Origin of the sequence: Colwellia sp. MB3u-55 (genome assembly GCF_014076785.1) — a bacterium.
Lineage (GTDB): Bacteria > Pseudomonadota > Gammaproteobacteria > Enterobacterales > Alteromonadaceae > Colwellia_A.
In genome coordinates, this window is sequence record NZ_JACGUS010000020.1 from 92640 (window position 1) to 112121 (window position 19482).

At 37.9% G+C, this 19482-nt stretch carries 21 protein-coding genes; 12 read left to right on the plus strand and 9 right to left on the minus strand.

Going from position 1 to position 19482, the window contains the following annotated elements; all coding sequences use genetic code 11:
* Nucleotides 1-80 precede the first annotated feature (80 nt).
* Complete coding sequence (locus tag H4J66_RS00470; RefSeq protein WP_182169212.1) at nt 81-1010, plus strand: class I SAM-dependent methyltransferase; 930 nt, start codon at nt 81-83, stop codon at nt 1008-1010.
* 10 nt (nt 1011-1020) lie between these two features.
* Here the strand turns inward: H4J66_RS00470 and H4J66_RS00475 are convergent, their stop codons facing one another.
* Both H4J66_RS00475 and H4J66_RS00480 read right to left on the minus strand, forming a co-directional pair.
* Nucleotides 1021-1635 carry a LysE family translocator gene (locus H4J66_RS00475; protein ID WP_182169214.1) on the minus strand — a complete coding sequence of 205 codons (615 nt, stop codon included), beginning with the start codon at nt 1633-1635 and terminating at the stop codon, nt 1021-1023.
* A 48-nt stretch (nt 1636-1683) separates the two neighbouring features.
* Nucleotides 1684-2562: a DNA ligase gene (locus tag H4J66_RS00480; RefSeq protein ID WP_182169216.1), complete on the minus strand. Its 879-nt coding sequence runs from the start codon at nt 2560-2562 to the stop codon at nt 1684-1686.
* A gap of 134 nt (nt 2563-2696) precedes the next feature.
* Here H4J66_RS00480 and H4J66_RS00485 point away from each other — a divergent pair, with 134 nt between their 5' ends.
* Entirely contained in the window at nt 2697-3224 is a 528-nt protein-coding gene (locus H4J66_RS00485) for a hypothetical protein (RefSeq protein ID WP_182169218.1), read from the plus strand.
* Nucleotides 3225-3246: 22 nt separating this feature from the next.
* Here H4J66_RS00485 and H4J66_RS00490 read toward each other — a convergent pair whose 3' ends face one another.
* Complete coding sequence (locus H4J66_RS00490) at nt 3247-3954, minus strand: DUF3581 family protein (RefSeq protein WP_182169220.1); 708 nt, start codon at nt 3952-3954, stop codon at nt 3247-3249.
* Nucleotides 3955-4065: 111 nt separating this feature from the next.
* Entirely contained in the window at nt 4066-4359 is a 294-nt protein-coding gene (locus tag H4J66_RS00495; protein WP_182169221.1) for a GIY-YIG nuclease family protein, read from the minus strand.
* 146 nt (nt 4360-4505) lie between these two features.
* Between H4J66_RS00495 and H4J66_RS00500 the strand changes: the two genes are divergently transcribed.
* Nucleotides 4506-5342 carry a DUF2797 domain-containing protein gene (locus H4J66_RS00500; RefSeq protein ID WP_182169223.1) on the plus strand — a complete coding sequence of 279 codons (837 nt, stop codon included), beginning with the start codon at nt 4506-4508 and terminating at the stop codon, nt 5340-5342.
* Nucleotides 5343-5535: 193 nt separating this feature from the next.
* A complete protein-coding gene (locus H4J66_RS00505; RefSeq protein ID WP_182169225.1) occupies nt 5536-6381 on the plus strand; it encodes an HDOD domain-containing protein in 846 nt (281 codons plus the stop codon).
* A gap of 482 nt (nt 6382-6863) precedes the next feature.
* On the opposite strand, the gene H4J66_RS19935 is transcribed toward H4J66_RS00505, so the two are convergent.
* On the minus strand, nt 6864-8408 hold the full coding sequence (locus H4J66_RS19935) for a CHASE domain-containing protein (RefSeq protein ID WP_220463147.1): 1545 nt from the start codon (nt 8406-8408) through the stop codon (nt 6864-6866).
* A gap of 1003 nt (nt 8409-9411) precedes the next feature.
* Between H4J66_RS19935 and H4J66_RS00515 the strand changes: the two genes are divergently transcribed.
* From H4J66_RS00515 to H4J66_RS00525, 3 genes are all read left to right on the plus strand, one after another.
* Nucleotides 9412-9750 (plus strand): P-II family nitrogen regulator, encoded by a 339-nt coding sequence (locus H4J66_RS00515; RefSeq protein WP_070375731.1) that lies wholly within the window; start codon nt 9412-9414, stop codon nt 9748-9750.
* 10 nt (nt 9751-9760) lie between these two features.
* The gene (locus H4J66_RS00520; protein ID WP_070375732.1) at nt 9761-11020 is read left to right on the plus strand and encodes an ammonium transporter; all 1260 of its coding nucleotides are present in this window, start codon (nt 9761-9763) and stop codon (nt 11018-11020) included.
* A gap of 263 nt (nt 11021-11283) precedes the next feature.
* On the plus strand, nt 11284-12207 hold the full coding sequence (locus tag H4J66_RS00525; protein WP_157470986.1) for a Dyp-type peroxidase: 924 nt from the start codon (nt 11284-11286) through the stop codon (nt 12205-12207).
* A gap of 51 nt (nt 12208-12258) precedes the next feature.
* On the opposite strand, the gene argR is transcribed toward H4J66_RS00525, so the two are convergent.
* Entirely contained in the window at nt 12259-12732 is a 474-nt protein-coding gene (gene argR, locus H4J66_RS00530) for a transcriptional regulator ArgR (protein ID WP_070375733.1), read from the minus strand.
* Between the two features lie 225 nt (nt 12733-12957).
* On the opposite strand from argR, the gene mdh reads away from it, so the two are divergent.
* Nucleotides 12958-13893, plus strand: coding sequence for a malate dehydrogenase (gene mdh, locus H4J66_RS00535; protein ID WP_182169227.1), 936 nt, complete (start codon nt 12958-12960; stop codon nt 13891-13893).
* Between the two features lie 165 nt (nt 13894-14058).
* On the opposite strand, the gene H4J66_RS00540 is transcribed toward mdh, so the two are convergent.
* Nucleotides 14059-14631 carry a paraquat-inducible protein A gene (locus H4J66_RS00540; RefSeq protein WP_310650606.1) on the minus strand — a complete coding sequence of 191 codons (573 nt, stop codon included), beginning with the start codon at nt 14629-14631 and terminating at the stop codon, nt 14059-14061.
* Nucleotides 14631-15602: an octaprenyl diphosphate synthase gene (gene ispB, locus H4J66_RS00545; RefSeq protein WP_182169229.1), complete on the minus strand. Its 972-nt coding sequence runs from the start codon at nt 15600-15602 to the stop codon at nt 14631-14633. Before ispB ends, H4J66_RS00540 begins: the two co-directional genes overlap by 1 nt.
* Before the next feature lie 227 nt (nt 15603-15829).
* Between ispB and rplU the strand changes: the two genes are divergently transcribed.
* From rplU to folA, 4 genes are all read left to right on the plus strand, one after another.
* The gene (rplU, locus tag H4J66_RS00550) at nt 15830-16141 is read left to right on the plus strand and encodes a 50S ribosomal protein L21 (protein ID WP_070375737.1); all 312 of its coding nucleotides are present in this window, start codon (nt 15830-15832) and stop codon (nt 16139-16141) included.
* A gap of 16 nt (nt 16142-16157) precedes the next feature.
* Complete coding sequence (gene rpmA / locus H4J66_RS00555; RefSeq protein WP_070375738.1) at nt 16158-16412, plus strand: 50S ribosomal protein L27; 255 nt, start codon at nt 16158-16160, stop codon at nt 16410-16412.
* 326 nt (nt 16413-16738) lie between these two features.
* Complete coding sequence (gene cgtA, locus H4J66_RS00560; RefSeq protein WP_070375739.1) at nt 16739-17896, plus strand: Obg family GTPase CgtA; 1158 nt, start codon at nt 16739-16741, stop codon at nt 17894-17896.
* 182 nt (nt 17897-18078) lie between these two features.
* Complete coding sequence (gene folA, locus H4J66_RS00565) at nt 18079-18570, plus strand: type 3 dihydrofolate reductase (protein WP_182169231.1); 492 nt, start codon at nt 18079-18081, stop codon at nt 18568-18570.
* A 101-nt stretch (nt 18571-18671) separates the two neighbouring features.
* Here folA and djlA read toward each other — a convergent pair whose 3' ends face one another.
* The gene (gene djlA / locus H4J66_RS00570) at nt 18672-19463 is read right to left on the minus strand and encodes a co-chaperone DjlA (RefSeq protein ID WP_182169233.1); all 792 of its coding nucleotides are present in this window, start codon (nt 19461-19463) and stop codon (nt 18672-18674) included.
* Nucleotides 19464-19482 lie beyond the last annotated feature (19 nt).

Consider the following 19482-nt stretch of genomic DNA (forward strand, 5'->3'; position numbering starts at 1 on the left):
TAAACAGGCAAACGATTTGAACGTAAAGCCGCATAATTTGTTATTATGTGGCTTTATTTTTGGCCATAAAAAATTAAGTTATGAATTCAACGCTTCAAGCACATCTTCAACCTATTTTAGTCCGTCTTCAAAATGAAAATAAGCTCGTCGATTGTCAGCGACTATTTCACGGTCGTGGCCATGCTTACCCGGGTTTAGCCCATGTTAATGTTGATTGGTTCTCACCCGTCGTGCTTATTACGCTTTACCAAGAGGTTGAAGAGGCTTGGTTAAGTGAACAAGTTATCGTGATCCAGCAGTTGCTACCACAATGTCTATCTATTCAAGTGCAGTATCGCAGCCGAAAGTTTTCGCCAAGTGAAGTACTTTGGGGAGAAGAGATTACCGCATTAAGCGCACAAGAACATGGTTTGCAATATCAGCTTAGTTTGGGAAAAGCACAAAATTCTGGACTGTTTCTTGATATGAGTAATGGCCGCCAGTGGGTCAAAGATAACAGTGAAGGTAAAAAAGTGTTAAACCTTTTTGCCTACACCTGTGCTTTCTCTATTGCTGCCATCGCTGGTGGTGCAGAGCAAGTCGTTAATATTGATATGAGTAAAGGCGCTTTATCAACCGGACGTGAAAACCATAAACTTAATAAGCAAGAGGCGAGTAAGGTAAAGTATGAAGGTGTCGATATTTTTAAATCTTACGGCAAGTTAAAAAAATATGGTCTTTATGATTTATTAATCTGCGATCCACCTTCATTTCAAAAAGGGAGTGTTAATATTGAGCGAGATTACCAGAAAATCATTAAACGTTTGCCGGTATTAATGGCAAATAATAGTGATGTTATACTCTGTTTAAATTCCCCTGATTTAAGTGAGGACTTTTTGTTAGCGGAAGTCGCTAGAGAGTGCCCTCAGTGTCAATTTCAGCATCGTATTGAAAACCCCGAAGTGTTTGTTGAGGCTGAAGCAGGTAAAGGCTTGAAAGTACTTTATTTTCGCTATGTTGAGATGTGTTAATAAACCATACTTAGCTAATCACTATTCGTGCTGCAAGTAATATCAAAAAACTGCCGGTTACCTTGTCAACAATATGGCTGTTTTCACGTAACTTACGAATGATATTACCGCGCGATAGTGTAAAGGTTACTAGGCAATACCATAAAGCATCAATGCTGCCTACGGTGGCAGTCATTATTATTTTTTGTTCACTGCTGGCATCTCCTGCTAAAAACTGGCTAAATAATGCGAGAAAAAAAATAGCAAGTTTAGGATTTAAAAAGGCAATTAAAAAGCCATCTCGCCAGCCATTTACCTGTGTTTTTACCGCGGAGTCATCTTGAGAGAACACTTGGTTATTTTTTTTACTTAATAATGATTTGACCCCCAAGTAAAGTAAAAAAGCAGCGCCCGCATATTGAATAATACTAAATATTAAAGGCGATTTAACGATAATTACCGCTATGCCTGTTGCAGTAATAGCTGCGTAAAGTGCAACACCTAAACCGTGACTAATCGCAGTTGCATAACCTTGTGACGTTCCGCCAGCGAGAGTGTTTTTGATGACTAATGCTAAACTCGGGCCTGGTGATAAAGCGCCCATCATACAAATAACCACAAAAGATAACCATAAGTGAAATTCCATTAATTATTATTCTCTTTTTTATAGGATTGAATCGTAATTTTGTCTGTTTTACTGGCTCAACGCTAAGGTACGCACACGTAAAAAGCTAGCAAATTTTGGCACACCTCGCGCTGTTTTACCAATGTATTTAAAGGTAATTGTGCTACCAATTTTTGGTGGGTTTTTACGTTGTTCGTCAGTAAAACCACTACCAATTTTAAAGAGTAAGCCTGACTTCATTTTTACTCTTATCGATCCCATCATATTTTTGTACTTGCCTTTACCTGCGATATAAGCAACAACGATCGCTTCACTATCATCATATTTTTTTAATTTTATCAGGTCTTGGCTTCTCCCTATTTTATAATAGGCGGCTTGATGATTTAGCATCAGTCCTTCCCCACCTTTTTCGACCACGTCTGCTAAACGTTGATTCAATATCGCAATTGAGTTTACTTTCTCTTGTTTTATGACTTGCCAATAGTGATTGTCAGTTGTTGCCATCTCAGCTTTCATTTGCTTAATACGCTCACTAAAAGTACCTGAATGCTTGGGTAAATCAAAAACCATAAAGCGTATTTTCTGCCAACAACTTATTGTGATTTGCTGTTTGGGGGCATGCTTTCTAATACAGCTGCTGATCTTTTCAAATTCAGCGCGCTTGCTCCATAGCTCGCCATCAAGATAGGTTAATGGCCAACCTTGAGTAAACCATTTTGGCGCATGGATAAGGTTACCTCCACGGGTTAATAAGTTTTTACCGTTCCAATAACCTCGAATACCGTCAAGTTTTTCACTAACAAAATATTCGCTGATCTTTATCGGGGTTTTACTCTCTACTTGATAAGGCGTAGCCAGCTGAATTTTTGGTAACTCTGAGGTGTAGCCTTGTGGCCAAAGGATAAAACTGCTGAATATGGCAAAATATTTTAAGGTGAATATTTTCAAAATGGAACATCCTTGCTCATTTCTCTATAGGTTTTAGTATAGAAGTTTTTTTTGTGATTGCTAATTAATGTTAATTAAATGTACTAAGCTGTTAATGCTAGTTGTTGTTTTATTGCGAAGTTCAAGGAGGAGCTATGTATAAAGTACATTTTAAACTTTTTTTTATAAGTATGGCTTTAATTTTTTCTCAGCAAAGCTTTGCTGGGAAAAAAAACTGTCAGCGCTATGAGGATAAGTTAGCTAATATTCAGTCTCAGCAAAGACAAGGTCATAGTGTAAAACGAAGTGAACGTTTGAAAAAACAAGAAGAAAATGCTCGAAATAAATGGTGGCAATGTCAACAAAGTCGATTAAAAAAGCCCATAGTAAATAAGCAAAATAAACAGAAAAAAAAGCCGAGAAAAATATCTGTTAAAGGTCAGCAGTTATCGAGAAGTTCAGCTAGTGATGTTAAAGAAAACCGTATAGATCCCTTCGAAACATCAGCTTCGCTGGTCTTAAAATCTCGGTATCAAGGAGAAAAATTGCAAGCATGGCTGGAGTATTATCAACAGCCAAGGCAATGCTCGCGACCTAAAACAATTAAAAAGTTTGCTTTTTGTGTGGAAAACAGAAGAACACAACAGCTAGCGTTTGATAAGATGATGTTAGTAAAATTTTAACTAACATCATCTCATTAAGGGGTTACTTTAAGTACTGCGCTTTTTTATCATTGTAATGATTAACGAGACTATCAATCGTTGTTTGGTCATAATCTCTTAAGCCACTGAGTAACATGTGCTTTTTACCATGACCAATCACTTTGCCATTAGCGACTAAGTCAAAAGGTAAGGTTGCTTTACCACGTTTACCGTCAATGAGTAAGCTAGGTGTCGTTAATTTCAATTGCACGTCGGTAAAATCAACTTCATCTAAATGAATAAACATATTTTCATACATCACCATTGGACGTGTTGGGTTGATCATGACATTGTTTTCAAACATCAATTTCACTAAAATATGTGGAAAGGTATGTCCAGAGAACTCAACGTAGGCGCGGATCAAAGCATCGATCGATTGACGGTTAGTTGTACACTGTCCTGAAGCCTCTATTTTCATATATTCTTTAGCATTATCATCAAGAATAGTCGCTGATTCGACAATTTTTTCAGGAAAATTAAGTTTAATGCCATCGGTCACCATACCGGAGAAAGTAAAGCCCATATTTTGTGATAAACCTGACTTTTCTAGCACTAATGAAAAAAGTAAATCACCTGGCACGCAAAAACGTTTTGCATCGGCATCGTGCAGCGGATTGAAATCATCGGCAACTATTTTAGCGAAATCACTACCTTGCTGACGAGAAAAACTAATTTGATTATTTGTAATATTACAGTAACTTTCTAGAAACATTTTGCATACGTCTATTATGTGAAAACCGCCGTATACTAGCAGTTACTTGTCGACAAATGGAAACTATCTAATAAAAGTAATACTAAGCAGACCAGTACTGTTAGGGCTTTTCTAAAAAATTGTTGGCTTAAAGTTCTTCACTAAGGTCTCTTTTTTAAGCTTAGTAAACTTCTTTAGTTGATGTTCGCGCTTGCAAGCGAGTTGACGATTTTCTTGGGGCTCAGCGTAAACTAATTCGACCGGCCGCCGAACCCGCGTATATTTAGCCCCTGTTTTATTACAAGTATTATGCTCACCTACACGGCGAATTAGGTCGGTAGTAATACCTGCGTATAAACTGTTGTCTGCACAACGTAAATAATAAACAAACCAAGTTGGCTTGGCGGTCGGTTCTTTTTTTTGCATACAAGTTGGCTTGGCTGTAAAGGTTTTGCTGTTATAACAATAGTATCGCAATTTTTGTTACTGAAATCGATAAAAAGCTGGCTGTCATTTACAGAGTTTTATACCATGCCCTTTAAATTTCTCCATCAAACATATCGAGACAATAAATGACCTATTACGATGCAGGTGCTTTGAGTAAAATGACTGCTCAGTTAGATGAAAACGGACTCGTTCATTACCAATTACCTATAGGCGATCAGCTCATTGATATGAATGCGTTAATTGGGAAAAATATTACTTTAGATTATCAAGGTAAAATAGCGTGTCGTCATTGTGCAAGAGTAACCAAGAAAAGTTATTCGCAAGGTTTTTGTTATCCGTGTATGCAAAAGCTCGCTCAATGCGATATGTGTATTATGAAACCAGAAACTTGCCATCATGCTCAGGGGACTTGTCGTGAGCCTGAATGGGGCGTAAAAAATTGCATGGTCAATCATTATGTTTATTTAGCGAATACCTCTGGTATTAAAGTTGGCATTACTCGCCATACTCAAATACCCACCCGCTGGATTGACCAAGGTGCAACACAAGCTTTACCGCTATTTAGAGTAAGTACACGCTTACAATCAGGCTTAGTTGAAATAGCACTTGCTAAGTTTATTGCCGATAAAACAAATTGGCGAGCTATGTTAAAAGGTGCGGGTGAAACGGTTGATTTAAAAGCGAAAGCACAAGCATTATTACCTGAAATTGCAGCGCAGTTAGACGATATTAAATTACGTTTTGGTGCAGACGCCGTTGAATTACTTGACGAACCAGTAGTTAATTTGAACTTTCCTGTTGAACAGTACTTAGAAAAGATTGGCTCTTTTAATTTTGATAAAACACCGCAAGTTTCAGGATTATTACAAGGAATAAAAGGCCAATATCTTATTTTTGATAAGGGGGTTATTAATATTAGAAAATTTGGCTCTTACCAAGTTGCCTTAACCGTTGAAGACTAATTAGAGTTTTTCTGAAAATAAGTCACTTATTATTAATATAGTGTCTATACTTGAATGAAATTTAGGTCATTGCTAATATCCTGTATATTATTGAAAAACTGAGCCATCAGCGGGTGTTAGTTTTCAATTTATATGCTGTGTGTTTTATTTTTTATAAAAAAATAACCCTATATTTCTTGTTAGGATTTTTGTTATGAATGCTGTTGAATACGCCGAACAGGCGAGTGAAATATTTGTATTGTCGGATTCTTTTATCCGCATTAAAGAGTTAATTGATAACGAATCATCAACTATTGATGATATAGCGGATGTCATTTTACTTGATCCTGCCTTGTCAGCGACTATTTTAAAGCTCTCAAATAGCTCCTTTTTTAACTATCCTGGTAAAATAGACACTATTTCTAAAGCGGTTTTAATCTTGGGCATTACCGAAGTTTACAACTTAGTTATTGCTTATTTTACCACTGATGCCTTTAGAAAACTAAAAGCCAGTCCCGAATATTTAGATGACTTTTGGGAACGTAGTGTTGATTGTGCATTAACAGTTAAATTTTTAGGCACTAAACTAAACGTACCCAATGCAGAACGATTATTTATTTTAGGTTTGCTGCATAATTTAGGTGAGCTCGTTATACATCAATTTATGCCTGAAAAAGTAGAGCAATGTAAGCATATTAATTCAGATGAATTGCCTTGGACTAAACAACTACAAATACTGGGTTTTTCATTCGCTGACATTACCGCTGAATTATTAAAACAATGGCAACTTCCTTTCAGTTTGATTGAACCTATACGTTATCAAGATGAAGAGGAGTTTCAACATAGTACCGACGAAACTAAATTACTTTATATTGCTAAACGAGTCATGACATTAAACCACCAATGCAAAAGTCATTGCCAAGCCGATGTCATTAGTGATGAAAAACTCGATGCGTTATCAGTTCAGCAAGAGCTGTTACGTGATGCTAGCGACTTCTGTGATATGGAACGCTTAAGTATCCTTGCTGTACTTAATCCAAGTGCCTCTATGCTTTATTAACCGCTATATCTTTTGATATAATAACTGTGGGTGAGGGCAGTGATTTATTTAGCAATAGCTTGTCTTTGCTGAGCTAATCTCATCTAAATTTTTATTGTACTTACTTTGTCTGCGCAGCTAATACACTCATTAATCATGAGTTGGTACCGAGTAATAAACCACTGAGGTAGAACGGTCTTTGCCATCCTTGCTAATTAATTAATCCTTCCTTGCCTAACCCGCTAATAGCTTTACTTAACAAACGGGACTTACTTGCATGCTAATTATGATCACAGCCACTTAAGGGGAGAATCCCAGGCAAGTGAATGTTGTAGACTTTGAATTTTTTTGCCAGAGCGAAGTATCAATAACCAAAATGACTTACAGTCACAAGTAGACCATCAGTTCGTCTCCTAATACATTATAGATACAATTGAGACCGTATATGTTTAGGACATTAGCATTGCTAATACTTAGTTTTCGATCTGAGGACAGTTAAGGTATTAGCGGATATTCATGCTTGGTTTATAAATTTTTACGTTATTACGACCGCTAGTTTTTGCATAATACATGGCCGTATCAGCATTTTTGATAAGCGTGGTTTCATCACTGCCATGCTCAGGGTAAATAGCAACCCCTATGCTCGAAGATATACTCAAGCTTTGTTTGGCAAACTCAAATGGCATACTGAGCGCATGACAAATCTTTTTTGAAACTTCAGATGCATCTTGCTCTGTTCTGATTGTGGGTAACAACACAATAAACTCATCTCCACCTATACGCGCTACAGTGTCTGACTTACGTAGACAGCCTTCAATGCGTTGAGCTACCGCGCTCAATGTTAGATCACCTACAATATGTCCGAACGAATCGTTAACGGGTTTGAATTTATCCAAGTCTATGAACAATATAGCCAGACTTCTTTTTTCGCGTGATTTGATCAATAGCGCCTGCTGTAAGCGTTCTATAAAGAGCTTCCTGTTTGGAAGACCCGTTAGAGAATCATGCAAAGAGTCATGTAGTGCTCTCGATCGACCTGTCAGCAGCAACCAAACAATTAATGTTAATGCTAAGCTAGCAGCAGAGCCAATCAGTGCAACCATTATTGGTCTGTCAGTATCGATACGCAAATTAAATGTAGGTAAAGGACGAATCCGAACTGTCCAGGCATGATCGACTACAGTTATAGGATAAATTTTATATCCTTCAGAATCCAAGGGTTCTCCCAATGATAACGACTCATTAGAATCAAACATTAGTGTTTCGTATGATATGGCATCACCATCAAAAATATCGAGATCGAGGTCGTTAGCATACTCCCCATGGACACCTTTCATAAAATCATTCATTCGAAAAACTGAATATACCCAACCAACAATGTTCTCCCGACGTTCAGTAATTAATGTATGAGGCTTATCCCTTTCGTAAATCGGTAGGTACATTAAAAACCCAGCCTGTTCATTCGTTCCAGATTCTTGAACTAATCTAACTTTACCAGACAGTGATATTTTGTCATTATCAATAGCATTTTGCATAGCTCTCTTACGCACTTCTTCAGAGAACATATCATATCCAAACGCCCACAAATTACGATCTGAAAAAGGTTCAAGATAAATGATTGATGAGTAAACCTCACGCTTACCTTCAGGGTAGATTGAATAGTCTGGGAACCCTTCTCTGCGGATTGTATCTATATGATTATTTTTTGATACCGATGGGATCAAAATAGAAAAGCCAACTCCCTGTATTCCCGGAAAATGTTCCTCCAGATTAAGTGAAGAAGTGTAACGTTTGAATTGATCACGTGAGACACTCGTTGATGCCTTGAATAAGCCCCCGATTCCGCGTAGTGATTCTTTATAAAACGCTACTCGATTTTCAATACGCTTAATGGCCTCTCTCACTCGGAAATCGAAATAAATTTGAACATTTTTCTCAGTAGCAGCCTGAGTAGAATAGAATGCTATATAGGTAATTGTTAAGCTGCTGATTAATATAAGCAATGATAAAAAAAATGATTTTGAATATATTTTAAAGCTTGCAATCAAATGTAACGTTCCTTTGTGAGAGACTTGTATGCGCCTGATATCCTTTCTCTTCGAAATAATATGAGGGGTATGCAGTGTCGAGTAATTTGATATTAGTTTACTTGTAATTGATATTCCATCCTAATTACTGAAATGGTAAATTTAATTGGTTATCATCAATAAAAAGGTATTCCATCTATGAAGAACGCCGGCCATCAGAAAACCGCTAGCATAATTTGATTTTTCGTCCATGTCCGCCTCAACCAAAGCATACAACTATCTTCAGTATAAATTATCAAATGCTAACATCTTCAATATGGCAAAAATTAGCGTTGCAAGATGAATTTACAAGGACAACAATGAGCAGGCAGCAGGCAGCAGGCAGCAAGCAGCAGCTATAGCGGTGTTGTAGCTTCCACAATGTGCATTAAGAAAGTCTTAGCAGTAGAACATCATTATGCTGGTGAAAGTAATTATCAAAGGTTCACTAATGCCACAAAGTTACCATAGTCATTAGTGATATTTATCAAGTCTACTATCTCCAAAGTGCCAAAAACAGATGTGAATTGCGCGTTTAAAGCTATTTTTATTTAATGACTCAGCTTCTTAGATTAACTCTTAATTTATCTTTATCTTTATCATTATTTAATAAACACATATTTGCAGAGTTTAACTATGCAGGAAAAAATTTAGAAATAAACTCGAACCCACATATGGGCCTATCTAGAAGTATGTATCCAGTGTAATTAGCGTCATTTTTTATCTGTCGATATAAATTTTAACATTGAACATAAACAAAATTCCAAAATTAATTCTCAAGTTGCCGTGAATTCTCAACTTAAGTGGCGGTGATCAATTAAATCATGCACCAATTACTGTCATTGATAAAATTTCATGCACCAATAAAGTGCTTGTTAACAGCATTTTTTTAATTTTTTATTTTAACCTTATGAATAATAAGTATTTTAGTCTTTGGCATAACATTTGTATTGTTATGTACAAATCATAAATAAGGCTAAACATAATGAAAATGGTTAACGCAATAATAAAACCTTTCAAACTGGATGATGTCAGAGAAGCAATTTCTGAAATAGGTGTTGAAGGATTAACTGTCAGTGAGGTAAAAGGTTTTGGACGACAAAAAGGTCATACCGAACTGTATCGTGGTGCTGAGTATCAAGTGGACTTTTTACCGAAAGTGAAACTTGAAATTGCTGTCAATGATGATGTTGTTGAACGCTTAGTTAAAGCAATTACCGAGTCGGCGCACACAGGTAAAATTGGCGATGGTAAAATATTTGTCTATGACTTACAGCAAGCTGTACGTATTCGTACTGGTGAGCAAGATGTTGAAGCTATTTAAGGGGTAAATCATGGAACAAAATATTTTTCAATTACAATACGCAATGGACACTTTCTATTTCTTGATATGTGGTGCTCTTGTTATGTGGATGGCCGCGGGTTTCTCTATGTTAGAAGCCGGTTTAGTGCGTGCAAAAAATACTACAGAAATTTTGACTAAAAACGTCGCGCTTTATGCTATTGCTTGCATGATGTATTTGGCCTGCGGTTACGAAATTATGTACGGTGGTGGTTTCTTCTTATCTGGCATCGAAACAGTCGATGCTGATGCGGTATTAAAAGAATTTTCTGGCCGTGAAGATGGTTTTAATGGCGGAGCTATATACTCCAAAGCGTCTGACTTCTTCTTTCAAGTGGTCTTTGTTGCAACAGCGATGTCGATTGTTTCTGGTGCCGTCGCTGAACGCATGAAATTATGGGCATTCCTTATTTTTACCGTTGTGTTAACCGCCGTTATTTATCCACTAGAAGGTAGCTGGACTTGGGGCGGTAATGCTGTCTTTGGTTTGTACACCCTAGGTGACTTAGGTTTTTCTGATTTTGCTGGCTCGGGTATTGTCCACATGGCAGGTGCATCAGCAGCATTAGCCGGTGTCTTGCTACTTGGCGCACGTAAGGGTAAATATGGAGCAGATGGTCGTATTAATGCCATTCCAGGTGCTAACTTACCTATGGCGACATTAGGCACGTTTATTTTATGGATGGGTTGGTTTGGCTTTAACGGTGGTTCAGTTTTAAAGCTTGCTGATATCAACAGTTCACATTCAGTTGCTATGGTCTTTTTAAATACCAATGCAGCGGCCGCTGGTGGCGCTATCGCCGCGTTAATTTTTGCTAAATTACTATTTAAAAAAGCAGATTTAACCATGACATTAAACGGAGCATTAGCGGGATTAGTCGCTATTACTGCTGAGCCTTCAACACCCACAGCATTGCAAGCAACCTTGTTTGGTATGGTCGCTGGTATCATCGTTGTCTTGTCAGTGGTTGGTTTAGATAAACTGAAAATAGATGATCCAGTAGGTGCTATCTCAGTACACGGTGTCGTTGGTTTGTTTGGTTTACTGCTTGTTCCTCTTACTAACCCTGCTTCAAGCTTTAGTGGACAATTAATCGGTGCAGCAACGATCTTTGTCTGGGTATTTAGTGCAAGTTTTGTGGTCTGGTATGTACTTAAGAAAGTTATGGGTATTCGTGTAACTGAAGAAGAAGAGTATCAAGGTATGGATAAATCAGATTGTGGTATGGAAGCTTACCCTGAGTTTACTTAATACCAACTAGTGTTATCTATATTAACAAGATAAATAATAAAACAGCCTAAGGGCTGTTTTTTTTATGTACAAAATAAAGGCTAATACTTTTAGCGGCAGAGAAATTATCAGTACTTGCGCCGATAATAATAATGGTGCGTTGGCATAGCTGTAAAAAGCAACACGGTTTTATCTTATTTTATTATCGTAAATGATTTACTGTGAATTTTAAGAAACTGTGTAAAATTGAAATATTAATATATATTACATTTTTGGGAATTTTGATGGCAAGAGAACAATTCGGTATTTGCGCAGAACCTAGTTTGCACGGTTATTATCTGATGTTTAATGTTTTAGATGATAAAAATGCTCATGTTCGTCACGCACTATCTCGATTACCTGCCTTATTCGATCATTACGCTGATCGTTTTTCAGAATCCAATTTAGCTGGTGTTATTGCCATTGGTGCTAACTATTGGGATGAGCTGTATCCTCAGGGAAGACCTAAAAATTTAAAGCCTTTTTCCGCGCTTGAATGTGATGATCGCGCAGCTCCGGCTGATAGTTATGATCTTTATATCGAAATAAGAAGCGACCGTGCAGACGTTAACCATATTGTTAGTACCAAGGTTTGTTCTTTATTAGCCAACAGCGTTGAACTGGCTGAGCAAGTGCGTGCTTTTAGGTTTCTTGATGGTCGTGATTTAACGGGTTTTGTCGATGGCACAGAAAACCCACAAGGTTCACACCGCCGCAAAGTTGCGCTAATTGCTAATGAAGAGAGTGAAGAATTTGCGGCGGGCAGTTATTTACATATTCAACGTTATCGCCATAATCTGAACTTATGGGATAACTTAAAGGTTAAAGACCAAGAAGATATTTTTGGACGAACAAAACTGGACAATGAAGAATATTCCAATGAAAATAAACCAGCAACCGCGCATACTAAGCGAGTAAACCTTAAAGACGAAGACGGTAACGCTATCGAAATAGTACGACAAAGTATGCCGTATGGTGATATGAAGTTACAGGGCTTGTTTTTTGTTTCTTATTGCCGCTCGCCTGAGCCATTTGAGATGATGTTAAAAGCCATGATTCAAAGTGATGCTCATGGTCATTTTGACCACTTACTTAAATATACCCAAGCAGAAACTGGCGCATCTTTTTTTGCACCAAGTTTGAATTTTTTAGCTAAGTTGGCACTTTAATAAAGCGATAAAATTGCGATATTACTCTGGCTAACTGTCTTCGAACTTAGCTTAATTTAAGTTTCTTGAAAACAGTAACTCTAATTTAGCAATGGTTTCTTTTATTTGTCCAACATGGGTTGGGGCAATAAAAATAGTATCATCACCAGCAATCGTACCCAGTACTCCATCGCTTTTACTTAAACTATCAAGTAAGCGAGCGATTAACTGGGCAGCGCCTGGGCTGGTTCTAACAATAATCATGACTTCATTGTATTCAATATCTATCACTAGTTGGCGTAAAGGGCTTTTTGCTGTTGGAACGCCTAGTTCAGCCGGTAAACAATAAACCATTTCTTGGCGAGCGTTACGGGTGCGAACTGCGCCATATTTACTGAGCATACGTGAAACCTTTGACTGGCTGATATTATCAAAACCTTGTTTCTTCAACGCATCAACTATATCGCCTTGAGAACCAAACTGCTCTTGCTTTAATAAATCTTTAAAAGCTTGTGTTAATGCTTCTTGTTTTTGTGAAACTGTCATAATTTAACGGTACTCTTTGTTATTTTTCTACTACACTTTTTTTAATCTTAAATTCTTAATGATGAGGAAGTAAGACCTAAGTATTATTTCATTAAAAGTATTATACGGTATCCTAATGCCATATATAGTTTAATATTAATTGTTTTTTAGTGGCCGATGCTATATCTTTTGGGCACGAAAATTTACGTATTTACTCAAATATTCTTTAACTACCGGAGACATCAAATGAAAGTTGCTGTTTTAGGCGCTGCTGGCGGAATCGGCCAAGCGTTATCATTATTATTAAAAACTCAATTACCAGCGGGTTCTGAGCTATCTTTGTATGACGTAGCACCAGTTGTTCCAGGTGTTGCTGTTGATTTATCACACATACCTACAGCCGTTAAAGTTGAAGGTTTTGGTGCTGACGCATTAGGCGACGCATTAACAGGTGCTGATATCGTTTTAATTCCAGCAGGCATGCCACGTAAGCCAGGTATGGATCGTGCTGATTTGTTCGCTGTTAATGCGGGCATTATTAAAACATTAGCAGAAGGCATTGTTGCAAACTGTCCTAAAGCGTTAGTGGGTATTATTACTAACCCAGTTAACGGCACGGTTCCTATCGTTGCTGAAGTCTTCAAAAAAGCAGGTACTTATGACGCGGCTCGTGTCTTTGGTATTACTACGCTAGATGTTATTCGTAGTGAAGCGTTCGTTGCTGAATTAAAAGGCTTAAACGTTGCTGAAGTTAAAGTTCCAGTAATTGGTGGCCACTCAGGTACCACTATTTTACCACTTCTTTCACAAGTTGAAGGCGTTACTTTTACTGATGAAGAAGTTGCTGCTTTAACACCTCGCATTCAAAACGCAGGTACTGAAGTTGTTAATGCTAAAGCCGGTGGTGGTTCTGCTACTTTATCTATGGGCGCTGCTGCAGCTCGTTTTTGTATGTCTTTAGTTAAAGGTTTACAAGGCGAAGACGTGGTTGATTACGCTTACGTTGAAGGCGCAGGTGAAGATGCACAATTTTTCGCACAACCGGTACGTTTAGGCGTAAATGGCGTTAGCGAAATTTTATCTTACGGTAAACTAAGTGCTTTTGAAGAAAAAGCGAAAGTTGATATGTTAGACACATTAAAAGCTGACATTGCTGAAGGTATTAACTTCATCAAAGGTTAATTTGTTGAACGTTAGCATTAGCCTTATTCAGTAAATTTATATTTACTGACTGATGTTTTTGCAATAAAAAAAACCGCTGCTCTGTAAAGACTAGCGGTTTTTTTATCTCTAAAAATAATCAATGATAATGCTGTTGCAGATAATATCGATGAACAAATTAAAGGACTAGTTGTTAAGTTGGCTTTTTAGACCACTTTGACTCAGCTGCGTGCCAACTAATGACAGTAAACAATAAGCACAAAAGAAATAAAAACCAGGGCCGACAGCCGACAGCGTTTCACTGCTGATCATTAAATTGAGTTTAAAGCCCATAATACTTAACGTTTGTTGGCTTGCTGTTTCTGCATGGTTAGTCGACAAAACAGCTAGGAATATCGCCACAACAAAAACGTCAGCCATTGACCATTTTCCAATTGCACCAACAAAGCTAATGATTTTTCTTTCTAATTGAGTCTTCCTTTTAAAATAAGACCAAGCTACTAAGGCCGTTTTCAATAAAGGAATACAAATAGAGAAAATAAAAATGAGCACGGACACTAATATACGCTCGTTTTGCCACAGCTCTTGAATTGTAGTTAACAGGGAAAGCTCCTTGTTAATTAACTCTGAGGTAAACGCAGGTCCAGCAATAGTGGCGCTAACATCCATGCTCAAAGAGAACATCGGTAATAATATCCCTGGAATAAATAACAAAATAGCAAGAAGATTAAGATAAAAGCCAAAATGGGTCTTCATCATTATACGCTTCTATTTGCAGCAATATGGGCCAGAGATATCAGCGCTTGCTTATGTTCAGACTCGGGCAGTATTTTTAACGCATCAATGGCTTTATCCGCTTCTTGCTCGGCTTGCTTTTGTGTGTAGACGAGAGAGCCTGTTTGCTCCATTGCAGCGAGTATTTCGTCTAAATGCTCCATACCATTGCAATGTTCAATAGCGTCGCTTATTAGCTGTTTTTGCTGCGCATTACCGTGCTTCATGGCATAAAGTAATGGCAAAGTAGGTTTGCCTTCAGCTAAATCATCACCAATATTTTTTCCCATCGCTTTAGCATCGGCGGTGTAGTCCATAATATCGTCAACCAATTGAAAAGCTGTGCCTAAGTATTTACCGTATTCTTGCATCGCTTTTTCAGTTTTTTCATCTTGCCCGGCAATAACTGCTGCTAAACGTGTTGCGGCTTCAAACAGTTTCGCTGTTTTGCAGTAAATAACCTGAAAATAACTTTCTTCGGTGGTGTTAGGGTCATTACAGTTCATTAACTGCAAGACTTCACCTTCGGCAACAATGTTAGTGGTATCAGACAATATATCCATTATTCTCATATTGCCTAACTTGGTCATCATCTGAAAAGAGCGAGTATAAAGAAAGTCACCAACGAGTACACTGGCACTATTACCAAATAATGCATTAGCGGTTTCTCGGCCACGACGCATGTTTGATTCATCAACAACATCATCATGTAATAAGGTCGCGGTGTGAATAAACTCAATAATGGCGGCAATAGAGATATGATCATTACCTTGATAACCAAAAGCACGTGCGGCGAGAACCGTCAATATGGGGCGCATGCGTTTTCCACCGGCATTGACAATATAAACGCCAAGCTGATTAATTAACGCAACGTCAGAATTTATTTGCGAATAAATAACATTATTTACCGCTGTCATATCTTGTTGAGCAAGGGCTTGTATATGTTTGATATCCATAGAAAGCTATAGCTACCTTTGTTGTTGTATTTGAGAGATTTTATGAAGCATGAGTTTACACGAAATTATTTAGCAATAAAGGGCTGTAGCGGAATAGTTTATCGATAAGCAAATTAAATAGAAATAGATGCGAATTAGACTTGCCTGAATAAAAATCTTCGCGTAGAATTCGCGCCCTATATTTTAAAATCTAGCGTCTAAATAAAATGACGCTTTACGGAGTAGGTATGTACGCTGTATTCCAAAGTGGCGGTAAGCAACACCGTGTAACTGAAGGACAAACAGTTCGCCTTGAAAAGCTTGAGCTTGAAATTGGTGCAACAGTAGAATTCGATAACGTTTTAATGATCGCTGACGGCGAAGCCGTTAATGTAGGCGCGCCTTACATTGCTGGTGGTAAAGTAGTAGCTGAGATTGTAAATCAAGGCCGTGCTGATAAAGTTAAAATTGTTAAATTTAAACGTCGTAAGCATTCACGTAAAGAAGCGGGCCATCGTCAATGGTTCACTGAAGTGAAAATTACTGGCATCAACGGCTAATTAGGAGCGATTTAAAATGGCACATAAGAAAGCTGCAGGTAGTACACGAAATGGTCGCGATTCAGAAGCTAAACGCCTTGGTGTTAAGCGTTTTGGTGGCGAAGCTGTATTAGCTGGAAACATTATTGTTCGTCAACGTGGTACTAAATTCCACGCTGGAACAAACATGGGTATTGGTAAAGACCACACATTATTTGCTTTAACTGATGGTAAAGTACAATTTGATGTTAAAGGTCCTAAAAACCGTAAGTTTGTAAGTATTGTTGCTTAGTAACGTTACTCAAACTTAATAAAGACCCTGCTTTAAGCAGGGTTTTTTTTTGATACTTAATTACTTGAGTATCTAATACTCATTACACTAATTAACGACTCATTTTTAAATGACCTAAATAGTCAATAACTTCGTTGCTTCAATCCCAATAGTCAGCTATTGCTTAACCAAGCGCCTTGTTGTTGAAATTTTATTTACTTTTAATGATGTAACTTTAATTAGTTCAAAGGGTATTCATTTTGTATAAAAAATAACTTTGTTTTCGTAAGTGCAAAAAATAACTTATAATAAGGCAATAGTTTAATCTTGGAGTGTTTCAAAGCACCATGAAATTCGTTGATGAAGTTGAAATTAGAGTTGAGGCCGGAGACGGCGGCAACGGTTGTGTAAGTTTTCGAAAAGAAAAGTACATTGAATACGGCGGACCTAATGGTGGTGACGGCGGTGACGGCGGTGACGTTTATTTAATGGCTGACGAAAGCCTGAATACCTTAATTGATTACCGCTTCGAGCGTTTTCATCGTGCTAAGCGCGGTCAAAATGGTCAAAGTCGTGATTGTACGGGTAAAGGTTCAGAAGATTTAATTTTGAAAGTGCCTGTTGGTACACGTGCTATGGATGTAGACACCGGTGAACAATTAGGTGACTTAACCCGCAATGAACAAAAAATGTTAGTGGCAAAAGGCGGCTGGCATGGTTTAGGCAATACGCGTTTTAAAAGTAGTACTAACCGCGCTCCTCGCCAAAAAACCGATGGTACACCGGGCGAAATACGTAGTCTTAAACTTGAGCTATTATTACTCGCTGATGTAGGTTTGTTAGGTTTACCTAATGCAGGTAAGTCTACTTTGATACGCAGTGTTTCAGCGGCTCGACCTAAAGTTGCAGATTATCCCTTTACTACGTTGGCGCCAAATTTAGGTGTAGTTCGCCTAGATACGCAACGTAGTTTCGTTATTGCTGATATTCCTGGTTTGATTGAAGGCGCAGCAGAAGGCGCAGGCCTAGGTACACAGTTTCTTAAGCATCTAGAGCGTTGTCGAATTTTATTACATCTTGTTGATGTAATGCCTGCCGATGGTTCTGATCCTCTTGAAAACGCTAAAACTATTATCAGTGAATTAGAGCGTCATTCAGCAAAACTTTTTGCTAAACCGCGCTGGTTAGTGTTTAACAAGCTTGATTTAATGTTAGAAGATGAAGCGAAAGCGCTAACAGATAGTATTGTTGCTGGCTTAAATTGGACTGGCGAAGTACGAAGTGTCTCTGCTATCAATAAATTTGGTACCGCTGACCTAACGCAAGGCGTAATGACTTTTATCGAAGGACTTCCTCCAGAAATCGAAGAAACACCTGAAGATAAAACGGTTGAGTTCAAGTGGGATACTTACCACGAAGAAGCGGTATCCGGCGTTGAAGACGAATTAGGTGACGAAGACTGGGATGAAGATGAATACGATGTAGAAGTTGAATATCGTAAGTAATTATTCACTGTTCATTTAGTTAGTTGTTATAAAAAAGCCCAAGTATAATTTACTTGAGCTTTTTTTTTAGGGGTTAAATCGCTATCATCCCCTGATGAGTGATGTTAAATAAGCCCGTGAAACAATAATGAGTTATTTCATTAAGTAAATAGTGAATTATTCCCTTTAGAGAGACCATGTTAATGACCCTACTTTCGATGATTGTCGCCCACGCTGATAACCGTATTATTGGCAAAGATAATAATATGCCGTGGCATTTACCCGCTGATTTAGCCTATTTTAAAAAAACGACGTTAGGTAAGCCGATTATTATGGGGCGAAAAACCTATGAATCTATTGGTCGTCCTTTACCCGGTAGACAAAATATTGTTATTTCACGTGACCAAAACTACCGCGCTGATGGAGTAGACAGTGCTACGTCAGTCGAGCAAGCTTTGCTACTAGCGGGTGAAGTAGACGAAGTGATGGTCATTGGTGGTGGTGCTATTTACAGCCATTGTTTGCCGTTAGCTAACCGTCTTTACATTACTCATATCAAAGCCGATATCGATGGCGACACTCAGTTTCCTGAATATAATACGGTGGAAGATTGGCAACTAACCAGTAGTGTTAAACTCAGTGCCGATGAAAAAAATTGTTTTGATATGGATTTTTGTGTTTATCAACGAAAATAAACACTTTAAAGAATAAAAAACGCATACGCTAGTATGCGTTTTTTATTGAGTGCCTTGCAAGCTAGGCACTCTCTCTACGGCTAAATAACAAGCATTAGCGGTTATTTATTTTTAGTGATTAACTCGTATGCCCCTTGAATATCTTGTGCTTTTTGCTTGGCAATTTCCATCATTTCTGGTGGCAAACCTTTAGCAACCAACTTATCTGGATGATGTTGCGACATTAACTTTCGATAAGCTTTCTTAATATCTTTTTCAGGTGTGTCTGCTGCAACACCTAACACTTTGTAGGCATTCTCTAATTGAGATTGAGAGCTTTTACCTGATTGACCTTGATGAAATTGTGCACCAGCGATAATCATCTCTAAGAGTCTATCAAGCTCTTTACTTGAAAAGCCTAATTGCTGCGCTATGGTGTGTAAGGCTTGGCGTTCATCACTGTCTAGGTGTCCATCAGCAAAAGCCACTTGAATTTGAATCTCTAAAAAGAGCAATAATAAATCATGACGATTTCCGCAAACTTGTTTGAATTTGGCAAGGTTATCGTTGAGTGGAAAACCCACAACTTTACCTTCTCTAAAGGCATCTTGGGCTTGTTGTCTTGACTCTCCTTGCAACGATAATTTGTCCATATAAGCATTGGCGAATTCAATTTCATGCTTAGATACTAAGCCATTCGCTTTTGCCATGTAGCCCATCACTGAAAAAGAAGTGTAAAAGAATGCGCTCTGACGTTCACTTTCTGAGCTTTTCGAGCCTGAAAGATTATTGAAATTAAGCCCTCGGCCTTTATCAAAGTTATGACCAATAAACATGCCTATTAATGCACCTAGTAGGTTTTTACTCAGCATAAAACCAAATATAAAGCCTAAAAGTTTTCCCCATATTCTCATTATCAATATTACCTGTTTG